This is a genomic window from Mordavella massiliensis (assembly GCF_016902415.1).
In the GTDB taxonomy this organism is placed as follows: Bacteria; Bacillota; Clostridia; order Lachnospirales; family Lachnospiraceae; genus Merdimonas; species Merdimonas faecigallinarum.
Window position 1 is genome coordinate 1 of sequence record NZ_JACJLV010000028.1, and the last position, 11058, is coordinate 11058.

At 46.8% G+C, this 11058-nt stretch carries 7 protein-coding genes; 5 read left to right on the plus strand and 2 right to left on the minus strand.

What is annotated here, in order from left to right:
* Positions 1-62: 62 nt before the first annotated feature.
* Positions 63-599, minus strand: coding sequence for an ImmA/IrrE family metallo-endopeptidase (locus H6A13_RS08930; RefSeq protein ID WP_338043049.1), 537 nt, complete (start codon positions 597-599; stop codon positions 63-65).
* Between the two features lie 80 nt (positions 600-679).
* Positions 680-1111, minus strand: coding sequence for a helix-turn-helix domain-containing protein (locus tag H6A13_RS08935; RefSeq protein ID WP_204909260.1), 432 nt, complete (start codon positions 1109-1111; stop codon positions 680-682).
* Positions 1112-1403: 292 nt separating this feature from the next.
* Between H6A13_RS08935 and H6A13_RS08940 the strand changes: the two genes are divergently transcribed.
* From H6A13_RS08940 to H6A13_RS08960, 5 genes are all read left to right on the plus strand, one after another.
* Positions 1404-2675, plus strand: a complete 1272-nt coding sequence (locus H6A13_RS08940; RefSeq protein ID WP_204909261.1) for a Y-family DNA polymerase — start codon at positions 1404-1406, stop codon at positions 2673-2675.
* Positions 2676-2688: 13 nt separating this feature from the next.
* Complete coding sequence (locus H6A13_RS08945; protein WP_476703429.1) at positions 2689-3105, plus strand: hypothetical protein; 417 nt, start codon at positions 2689-2691, stop codon at positions 3103-3105.
* A 225-nt stretch (positions 3106-3330) separates the two neighbouring features.
* Positions 3331-3576 (plus strand): hypothetical protein, encoded by a 246-nt coding sequence (locus H6A13_RS08950; RefSeq protein WP_087224418.1) that lies wholly within the window; start codon positions 3331-3333, stop codon positions 3574-3576.
* A 399-nt stretch (positions 3577-3975) separates the two neighbouring features.
* Positions 3976-4611, plus strand: coding sequence for a sigma-70 family RNA polymerase sigma factor (locus H6A13_RS08955; RefSeq protein ID WP_204909262.1), 636 nt, complete (start codon positions 3976-3978; stop codon positions 4609-4611).
* A 447-nt stretch (positions 4612-5058) separates the two neighbouring features.
* Positions 5059-11007 (plus strand): SpaA isopeptide-forming pilin-related protein, encoded by a 5949-nt coding sequence (locus H6A13_RS08960; protein ID WP_204909263.1) that lies wholly within the window; start codon positions 5059-5061, stop codon positions 11005-11007.
* The last annotated feature ends 51 nt before the right edge of the window (positions 11008-11058 follow it).

The following is an 11058-nucleotide window of genomic DNA, read 5'->3' on the forward strand; positions in this document are numbered from 1 at the left end:
GTGTGATTTTATCCATGGCACTAACTCCTTTAAAAAACTTGTAGTTTTCTGGAGTTATTATCTCATGGAGCGAGGAAACTAGCACGGTACTGAGAATTTACCGTGTACGGCATATTATAGTGCTGCCCTCGTTTCATGAGACTGTATAGTTTAAAGCTCATCAGTTCAGGAGTGGCATATAGTGAACTGCAGAAGCTGAAATAGTCCAGTTCCTCATTTTTTGATAGATCAGCCACGTCTTTATCGCTGATCAGAAGGTCGGCTGCGAATAGATTGGCCTGATATTCTGTCTCGTCTGTCATATTATAAAGACGGTTGTCTGACATGGGGGCCATTTTAAGCTGCTTCCGGTGCAGGACGATGTGTCCCAGCTCATGAGCCGCAACAATCCGTTTTTCTTCTTCTGAAAGGAAACTGCTGAACATGGCGTAGATAGTCTGACAGCTCATAAAGCAGTATCCTTTTAATCTGGCATATGCCGATGTTTCTCCTACAACTGCCCCCAGCGCTTCCAGAAGTTCAATAGGATCCCTCGTCTTATATTTCCGGATCAGGTCATTCACTTTTTTATTAATATAATCGCTTGTCAAATCAATCACCCCGATCTGTTATCCCGTGAATGCGTATGGATATTACTGCGGATATAACAATACCATAAATGGTGTGTTATAAAATGGACTCAGTCTTCCGCGTCGGATGCATCATCCTGGCGGAGATATTTCTTGGGCGTGAATTTCTTTGCACGTTTCTTTGAATCCAGATAGAGCATCTGGATTTCATCCATAAAAGCCGTTTTATCATCATCAGTCAGCTCCCCGCCGGCAAACATAGCGGCAGCCTGTTCCAGGATCTGCTGTGCTTGTTTTGCTCCTCTGGATCCATACTGTTCTGCAGCTTCTGTAATAAACGCTTCTCCTTCCGTCATCAGGTAGGAAATATCACATCCCAGTGTATCTGCTAGTTTCTGATACAGCTCGTGCTGTTTGGGATAACGTCCTTCTGCTTCCCAGCCGCGGATAGTCCGTAAAGAAACGCCAAGGGCATTTGCCAGTTGGGTCTGGTTCATGCCTTTTGATTTTCTTAGAGATTTGATTTTTTCACCGAACGTCATAACAATACCTCTTTTCTAAGCAATCTTCATGTATTGCGCTTTGATTTCCTGACAAAAGAGGAAATCACTTTCCTAAAAAATCATCTTGCCTCTTGACAACCGGATAGTGATTGCCTATAATGTGAATCACAAGGAAACGGCAAGTACTTGCCTATAATATAATCGAAATTTCCTGTTTTGTCAATTCTAATTATGGGAAATTGCCGGTTTTAAGACAATTTCTGGAAGAGGAAAGACGGAAATATCATATGAGAAAGAACACAGGCAAGTGGAACCGGAAAGGAAGGCGCTTATGGAACGGCAGAATTACTTTATATGCATTGACCTGAAGTCCTTCTACGCATCAGTAGAATGTGTAGAACGGAAGCTGGATCCATTTAAGACGAACCTTGTAGTGGCAGATCCGACAAGATCAAAATCGACTATATGTCTGGCGATCACCCCGGCAATGAAAAAACTGGGGGTGAAAAACAGATGCAGGATTCATGAAATCCCCGACAACATCCAATATATTACGGCAATGCCGAGGATGCAGCTGTATCTGGATTATTCTGCCAGGATCTACAGCATTTATCTTCGCTATGTTTCAAAGGAAGATATCCATGTGTACAGTGTGGATGAATGCTTTCTGGATGTAACAGAGTATCTTCGTCTGTACCAGATGGATCCAAAGGAAATGGCTGTGGAACTGATGCGCGCGGTTATGCAGGAGACAGGGATCACAGCGACTGCCGGGGTGGGAACAAACCTTTACCTGGCGAAAATTGCAATGGATATCCTGGCAAAGCATGCGGAAGACCATATCGGGATATTGGATGAGTTATCTTTCCGCGAAAAGCTGTGGGATCATCAGCCGCTTCGTGATTTCTGGATGATCGGCTCCCGTACAGAAAGGAAACTGGCAGGCTATGGAATTCATACGATGGGAGATCTTGCGTTGGCATCCATTACTTCTGAGGATCTTCTTTATAAGATCTTTGGCATTGATGCGGAGTTGATGATCGACCACGCCTGGGGGAGAGAGACCTGCAGGATGAAGGATATCAAGAACTACCGGACAGAAGAGCACAGTCTGTCCAACGGACAGGTTCTTATGAGAAATTATGAATTTGAAGAGGGGGCTGTGATCGCCAGGGAAATGACGGATGTGCTGGTGCTGGATCTGGTAGATAAAGGGCTGGTGACAAATTCTGTCACTCTCTGGATTGCATACGACCATCGGCTTGAACATGATCCATCAAAGGGAACTGTCAGATTCGCAGAAGCGACTAATAGTTCTGAGCGGATCATTCATGCAGTGGAGAAGTTGTATCAGAGGATCGCGGATCGCCATACCGGGATCCGGAGAGTGGAAATCTGTGCCAACAGAGTAGTTCCGGAGAGCTTTGTTCAGTACGATCTGTTCTCCAATCCGGAACAGCAGGAAAAAGAAAGAAACCTGCAGCTGGCTATACTGGAGATTAAGAGAAGATATGGCAGGAATGCGGTCATGCGTGGCTCCAATCTTCTGGCCTGTTCTACTTACAGGGAAAGAAATAATCAGATTGGCGGCCACCGGGCATAAGGAGGTGATGACTGTGATGACGGCAGCATACCGTAAAATCATACATTTGCCGCGTCCGGCATCCGGGAGAACTCCGATGGCGGTAGAGCGGAGGGCAAAACAGTTTGCTCCGTTTGCCGCATTAAAAGGATTTGAGGATGCGGTCAGGGAAAAGGAGATTATCTATGAACCCAGGAGAATTTTATCGGAGGAGAAGAAAAATGAACTGGATATGAAATTAAGGATGCTGAAACCGGGCATGGAGATCCTGGTGGAGTTTTTTACCGGGAATCCGTCTCTTCCGGGATTCGGAAGATATCATACAGTGAAAGGGGATGTTGCTTTTTTTGATCCGTCAGTTGGTTTGCGGATCGGAGATACAGAGATAGAGATCCGGGATATCTGTGAGATGTCCGGGGATGTTTTTGAAATATTGGAAATGCCCTGTTAGAGGGATATCCGCAGAAATCTATGGTACTGTCCGGCGTGTGGGAGCTGGATGAAGGCTGCGGTGGAAGCGGCAGACCGACAAAGCAGGTCTGAAATGAATATCATGTGTGTCCGCGCAGCTTTGGCGCTATTCGGAATGGGCAGCATGAGAGCTCATGAAGCGGATTTGATTTCCCTTGATCCGTTGAGTAATAAATGAAATTCTTATTGCTTAAAGGAGGAACTTATGGGATCAGATAATTATAAATGGCATATTCACTGCCCTGTATGCGGAGCTTTTCTGGAGAAAAGTTCCCAGTGCGATTCGGAGGTGGATTGTAAAAAATGTAAAAGCACACTGGAAGTACTGGTAAAGGAAGATATTGTATCTGTCCGTCCCATGATCATCAGGGATGAGCAGCTCAAAGCAAGGATGCGGGTCTATGCACAGAGAATCAGATCCGGATCTGGAAAGAAAAAAGAAACAGAATAGAATGAGATATCCGTTAGAGCGGTGAATTTGGCTAGAACCATCAGGACGGCGGCGGATATCAAGAGTTTGTCAAGGAGCTGAACCTGACCAGAATCACTAAGAGCCCGGCAAAACATTTATGGTTGAGACACAGAAAAAGAAATTATTTTGTGTCTGGAAATCAATCATATTTGTTTTGCCGGTTTTTTTATGCAAAAATAAAAAAATTTAGTTTTCGACACTGTAAAAAGTGCTGTTTTCCTTTCTATTAATGAGGAGGTGAAATAGGAGCTTCGGGCTCCCGTTCAAAAAAAACGGGTGAGTCCGAGGCTGTTTGTGCTGCAGAGAATTGGGAAAAAGAAACGGTAATGTTTCTTGATTCGGGACCACCCGGAGCCGGAAGGCAGAAAGGTGGTCTATATGATGACATTAAAAGAATTAAAAAACCTGGTGAAACCTGCAGATCCTAAAAAGAGAGTGCCTTGTGCGGTATCGCTGAAACAGTCCGGAGCCCGTATCGTGGTCCGGGAGGCGGTCGGACTTGGTGCAGATATTACTGTTTACGCAAATGGATATGTACTTTATCAGGAGGGGGAGAAGACGACTGTTTTTCCGCTGCATGCATGCAGCGCATATGGTTATGAGTCTGTTACCGGGCAGCAGAAGATATTTCGGTCTGAATTTTTTGACAATGAAAACTGGTATGTACGTCTTCTGATGGAAGCCTCCGATCTGATGGAGAGAAATCAGGAAAAGATACTCTCTAATCATAATGTATGTTCATATAACCCGTTTTCGGAAGAGTGGAAAGAATTAAAGGATCAGGAGCAGGATGTTTTAGAACGGCTTGTGGAAAGAGAAATGTTTCGTGACCTTATGAGTGTTCTGACAGAAAAGCAGAAAAAAGCTGTTACGTTGTACTATCTGGAAAACATGAAGCAGGAAGACGTTTGTGCGGAAATGGGCATCGCTCAGCAGAGCGTTTCTAATATGATCAAAAGAGCTGTATCTGCTATGAAAAAGCGTCTGGAAGAAACAGAAAATAAAAAAATTTGATATTCGACGCTGTAAAAAGGGCTGTTTTCCTTTCTATATGTGAAGGAGTTAAAAAACTCCTGTGCACCTTGAAAAGTGAACAGCCTGCCCAGAGTGATATCTGGCTTGAATGTGCATCCTGCGCGTCCTGTCAGAGGCAACGTCCCGGTTATACGGAAACCGGTACAGGAACGGATCTGGGGAAGAGAACAGGAAAACCTTAAATAAAAATCATTGTCTGATTTCATCATATTGATGACAGTAGAAACAGTGTGGCGGTATGGATTTCTGATTGAAATGGATACCGCCATATTTTTGTGCTGTTATCCCGGCCGGGAAGAAACGGCCGACTGTCCCAGACAGTACAAATAATTAATAGAAGGAGGATGTGGATGAAGAAAACATAAAAATTGACAGAGGAAATGAAATGCTTTACTCATAAACCAGATTTTAGAAAGGACGAAAAAGATGAGAAAGAAAAGAAAAGCAGCAAGGCTGATCTCTGGCTGCATGGCGCTGGTGTCACTTTTATCAGCGGTTGTATCTCCGATGATGGTTTCTGCGGCAGAATCTCCGACTGAGAGGGTCCCCTATTATGAGGAAGTAAAGGATCAATTGGATATGGATGAAGTCGTGACTGCTCATGATTATGAAGTTACAGTAGGGGCCTCGTTTGATATCAATTGTGACTTTTCCGGAATTGAGATCCCGGACAACAAGAAAGTAAAGGTCACTTTCCAGGAGGCGCTGAATGAGGACGGGGATCCTTTTGCGACAGATCATGAAGATACCTATCAGGCGGTCTATTATGTGGAACCGCAGACGACCAGTCATCCGATGTATCAGATCAGCAGGAACATTACGGTGAAGGAAGCGGCAGCTTCTGAAGAAGTGAAGGATTCTGGAACAGAGGCTTCACCGGGTCAGGATAAGAAAGAGTCGGAACCGGAAAGCTCTGATGAGGAAGGAGAGTCGGAAACACCGGCTGAGATGCATTCAGAAGAGGAATTTGACAAAGCACTGGAGAGGTCAGAAGATCAGAAGACAGTGGATGAAGACAGTGGACTGACGCTGGGCGAAGTCCTTTTGCAGGCGGCGGACCAGGGAGTGGATATCCAGAGCCTGGAGGTCGGGGAAAGCGTGACTTTTACAGCACAGGCTCCTCGGGCACGGGCAGCCAGAGCAACGCAGTCTGTGACCATTACCCAGGGAAGTTATTATTACTATGCAGATTACGGGCTTGGATCCTATGTGACTGCTCCATTTACGGTGAAATTTGGGAACGTGTCTGCAACGGCATACTGCATTCAGCCGTCAAAGCCTGGCCCGGGAAGCGGAACATATCAGATCACAAAACTGGAAGGCAAGCAGGAACTGGCCAAGACGATTTATTATGGAACAGAAGCTTCGGGGGCGGCGTATTTCTTTAACAGCCACCATAAGGACTTTTCCGCAGGAAAGAGGTTTATTGTAACACATCTGGCAGCTTCCTATGCGAATGACAGCAGCGATGCATTTTACGGAACCAACAGTACAGGAGAAGCGCTGGCGATGGAGCTTTATCATTACGCGGTAAGCCAGCCGGAAATTCCCAATGTGGAAATGTCATTTTCCAATTCTAACGTAACCGCCTATGTGGACGGCGGCCAGCAGCGGACAGAAGATATTACGTTTAAGGCGTCGAGCCAGCAGACGATCACAATGGATCTGCCGGATGGCGTGAAACTTCATAATATCAGCACAGGAAAGACCAGTGCTGCCGGGGCAAAGGTAACGATTTCCGGCGGTACAAAATTTTATCTGACGGCACCGCTGACACAGACGAAAGATGTGTCAGGATCGTGGTCCGCAAAAATGCAGGGAAGCATTACCAAGGATTACTCCGCTTATAAGATCACGACCGGAAGTTCTTATCAGGATATTGCCCTGGTATTCGGAGAAGGCGTAGAAGACGAAAAGTATGTGAGCTTTTCTGTGAAATGGCTGGAACTGGCCAAGGTAGAGATCATCAAGGTGGATTCCAGGCATGAGAATGCAAAGCTGTCAGGCGCGGTGTTTGGTATTTACAGTGATCCTGATTGCACAAAGCTGATCACAGAGATGCCGGCAACAGATGAAAATGGATCTTCCATTGCGGAGATCGTAAAGACTCAGGATACGGTATATCTGAAAGAAATTCAGGCTCCGGAAGGATACCGGCTGAATACGGCAGGTTATAATGTAAAACTGATTGCAAATGATACGGCTTCTGTTACAGTACCGGATCAGGAGCAAATGGGAGAACTGACCATTTACAAAGAAGGCCAGGTTCTGACCGGTGCAGATGTGACAGAAGAAGGAGTGACGTTCCGTTACGAAGACCGCCGTCAGGAAGGCGCTGTTTATAACGTCTATGCCGGAGAAGATATTGTAACGGCCTATGGTGCAAAGATCTACAGTAAAGGCGATCTTGTGAAAGGGAACCTGACGACGGACGATAATGGTTCGGCGGTTCTTAAAAATCTGCACCTGGGGACTTATGTGATCCGTGAAGTGCAGGCCCCGGAGAACTTTTACAATGCCGGTGAAGAAAAAACCGTGACACTTTCCTATGCCGGACAGAACGTGGAGACGGTATTCAGCGAGAGTACCTTCCATAATGACAGGCAGAAAGCGGAAGTTTCTGTATTAAAAAAGGACAAGGACACCTTAAATCCTCTGGATGGCGGCGTGTTTGGCCTGTATGCAGGAAGCGATATTAATAATGCGGATGGAAGTGTCGTGGTATCGAAGGGAACGCTGATTGAAAAAGCGGTGACTGGAGAGGATGGAAAAGCTGTCTTTACGGCGGATTTGCCCATTGGATTTTCTTTTGATGTGAAAGAAATCCAGGCCCCGGAAGGGTATGTGAGAAATCAGGAGGATGTATACTCCTTCACTTTCTCTTACACCAATGACAGCGAAGCGAAAGTGACATTTACCCATACCTTTGTCAATGAGCGTGTGAATGCCACGATCAAGCTGCAGAAAAAAGACGCAGAGACGAACCAGGCAGTTCCACAAGGGGATGCCACACTGGAAAATGCAGTGTATGGCCTGTATGCCCGTAAAGATATTGTACACCCGGATGGGGCAACCGGGGTGATCTACAAAGCCGGCGAGCGGGTGGCAACGCTGACCACGGACGAGAACGGGGAAGCGTCTGTAGAAAACCTGTATCTTGGGGAGTATTTTGTCAAAGAGATCACGCCTCCCGTGGGGTATCTGGCAGATGAGAGTGAACATGATCTTGTGTGCAGCTATGAAGGAGATCTGACCGCAACCGTGGAGCGGGAGTGTGTATCACTGGAACAGGTAAAGAAGCAGCCTTTTGAGATCATCAAGGCAGCCAATAATGGGGAGACGGACGCTGATCTCCTGTCTGGGGCCGGATTTACCGCCTACCTGCTCTCTGACCTTACAGTAAAGGAAGATGGCAGCTATGATTTCGATTCCGCAGAACCAGTGGTGATCGGGGAGAACGGGGCGACAGAAATGTTTACGGACGAGAAAGGATATGCCTGCAGTATTGCCCTTCCTTATGGTACATACCTTGTCCGGGAGACCACCACGCCCCATAATTACAAGCCGGTGGACGACTTTATCGTGCGGATTACAGAGCATAATCCAACTACGCCACAGGTATGGCGGGTGCTTCTGGACGAGGAATTTGAAGCAAAGCTGAAGATCATCAAGCAGGATGATGAGACGAAAAAACCGGTGCTTCACAAAGGTACAGAGTTCCGGATCTATGATCTGGATAAGCAGGAATACGTTGAGCAGGTGACAACCTATCCTACAACAACGGTTCACAAGACATTCTTCACCGATGAGGAAGGCTACCTGATCCTGCCCCAGAATTTAAAAATCGGGCATTACCGGATTGAGGAAGTCACAGCGCCTTACGGATATACACTGAATGAGAACTATTTTGAAATTGCCGTGGATTCCGATACCGCTTACCAGATCGACCCGGTGTCCGGGGATGTGGTGATTGAGGCGGTTTATGAAAACCATCCGGTAAAAGGAAAGCTGAAAATCGTAAAACAGGGCGAAGTCCTGGACGGATTCAGCAAGGACTTTGTTTATGAAGTAGAAAACCTGGCAGGCGCAGTCTTTGAGGTGTATGCTGCGGAGGACATTTATACCGCTGACTTCCAGAAAGACGCAGAGGGGAACCGTATCTTGGAATACTCTGCCGGAGAGCTTGTGGGAACTGTGACTACCGATGAAAATGGGGAAGCATATCTTACTGACCTTCCTCTTGGAAGTTACAAGATTGTGGAAGCTACCGCCCCGGAGGGCTTTGTACTAAATGGGGAAGCGCAGACAGTGACTTTTACATATAAAGACCAGGAGACGCCTGTAATCGAACAGGAAGCTGTTTTCCAGAATGAACGCCAGAAAGTGGAAGTGTCTGTGGTGAAAAAAGATGCAGAGACACAGGCAACCGTGGAAGGCGCAGTCTTTGGGCTGTATGCCAAAGAGGATATTCTGGCACACGGCGAAGTGATTGTGAAAGCGGACATGCTGATTGGAAAAGCGCTGTCTGATGAAAACGGCAAAGCTGTATTTATGAATGACTTACCGTTTGGCCGCTACTATATCAAAGAAGAAGCCGCACCGGACGGGTATATTTCTTCCGATAAAGTGGTAGAAGTGACTGCAGAGTATCAGGGGCAGGAGATTCCCGTGGTGGAACTGGCATCTGAATATGAAAATGAGCCGACAAAGATTTCTGTGAAAAAGACGGATCTCACAACCGGCGTGGAGCTGGAAGGCGCAAAACTGACCGTCCTTGACAAAGACGGGAATATCGTAGACAGTTGGACTTCCGTGAAAGGAGAGGAACACCTGATTGAGCGGCTGACCGTAGGCGAGACTTATACGCTTCGGGAAGAGCTGGCCCCTTATGGGTATCTGAAAGCGGAAGAAATCACTTTTACTGTGGAGGATACAGCGGAAATCCAGAAAGTGGAAATGAAAGACGATGTTCCGGAAGGGACGCTGATCATCAATAAGAAGGGCGAGTTCCTGGAAGATGTGACACTTGTTGATACCATTGGCGGCTGGATCAGTCATATCTTTGAATATATCACCGGCGCTTTAAAAGATGTAACCTTTGAGGTATATGCCCTGGAGGACATCAAAGCGGCAGACGGAGAGAGCGAGGATTATTATAAGAAGGATGAGCTGATTGCCACGATTACCACAGATGAAACAGGCATTGCGAAGCTGTCTGGCCTTCCACTTGGAAAATACTATGTGAAAGAAAAGGAGACTGCGGAAGGCTATGTGCTGGACGGGGAAATCCGGGAAATTGACCTGACCTATGTGGATCAGGAGACAGCGGAAGTTACCTGGAATGGAGACTGGCAGAATAACCGCCAGAAGGCGGAAATATCTGTCCTGAAGAAAGAAAAGGATACTGACCGGGTACTGGAGGGCGCTGTGTTTGCCCTTTCCGCAAAAGAGGACATTACCAATAAAGACGGGGATGTGGTTCTGGAAGCGGGAACCGTGATCGAGGAAAAAGCAACCGGGGAGGATGGAAAACTGACTTTTGAGGCGGATCTGCCCATTGGATTTTCCTATGTAGTGAAAGAGACTTCCCCGGCTCCAGGATTTGCCACCACAGACGAGGTGCAGGAGTTTACTTTTACAGCGGAATCTTCTGATAAAGCGACAGTTTCTTATGAATTTATCTTTGAGGATGAACCGACCGTCTTTGAATTTACCAAAACTTCCCTGACAGATGGAAAAGAAGTGGAGGGAGCGAAGCTGACTGTAACCGATGAAAATGGCGAAGTTGTGGATGAATGGGTATCCGGCAAAGAGCCGCATATCATTAAGGAGCTGGTGGTCGGACAGACTTATACCATGACGGAAGTGCTTCCGGCTCCGGGGTATGTGACGGCGGAGAGCATCCAGTTTACCGTTGAGGACACCGCCGAAGTCCAGAAAATCGAGATGAAAGATGATGTGACAAAGGTAGAGATTTCTAAGACAGATATTGCCGGGAAGGAGCTGCCGGGAGCGAAGCTCACCATCCTGGACGAGAATGGCGAGGTAGTAGAGAGCTGGACTTCCACGGAGGAACCGCATTATATCGAAATGCTTCCGATTGGCCGTTACATTCTCCATGAGGAGTCTGCGCCAGAGGGATATCTGGTGGCTGAGGATATAGAGTTTGAGGTGAAAGATACTGGTGAAATCCAGAAAGTCGTGATGAAAGATGAGGCGGCTCCAGAGGAAACACCGGAAGAACCGCAAAATCCGGTTGGGACAGATGCTCCGAAGACAGGAGATGATACGAATCTTTTATTCTGGACGGCACTGCTTGGCATTGGACTTTGCGGAACCGGCGCGGCATTTGTGATGAGAAGAAAAAGAAGATAAAGGGAAGAGAGCAGGCGTTTACCGTATCGGTAGGCGCCTGCGGCTGTTTTT

What these genes read in the sequence shown, in the direction of transcription:
- H6A13_RS08935 (WP_204909260.1), bottom strand. Translation starts at nt 1,111, where the DNA reads ATGACGTTCGGTGAAAAAATCAAATCTCTAAGAAAATCAAAAGGCATG.
- H6A13_RS08960 (WP_204909263.1), top strand. Translation starts at nt 5,059, where the DNA reads ATGAGAAAGAAAAGAAAAGCAGCAAGGCTGATCTCTGGCTGCATGGCG.
- H6A13_RS08955 (WP_204909262.1), top strand. Translation starts at nt 3,976, where the DNA reads ATGATGACATTAAAAGAATTAAAAAACCTGGTGAAACCTGCAGATCCT.
- H6A13_RS08950 (WP_087224418.1), top strand. Translation starts at nt 3,331, where the DNA reads ATGGGATCAGATAATTATAAATGGCATATTCACTGCCCTGTATGCGGA.
- H6A13_RS08940 (WP_204909261.1), top strand. Translation starts at nt 1,404, where the DNA reads ATGGAACGGCAGAATTACTTTATATGCATTGACCTGAAGTCCTTCTAC.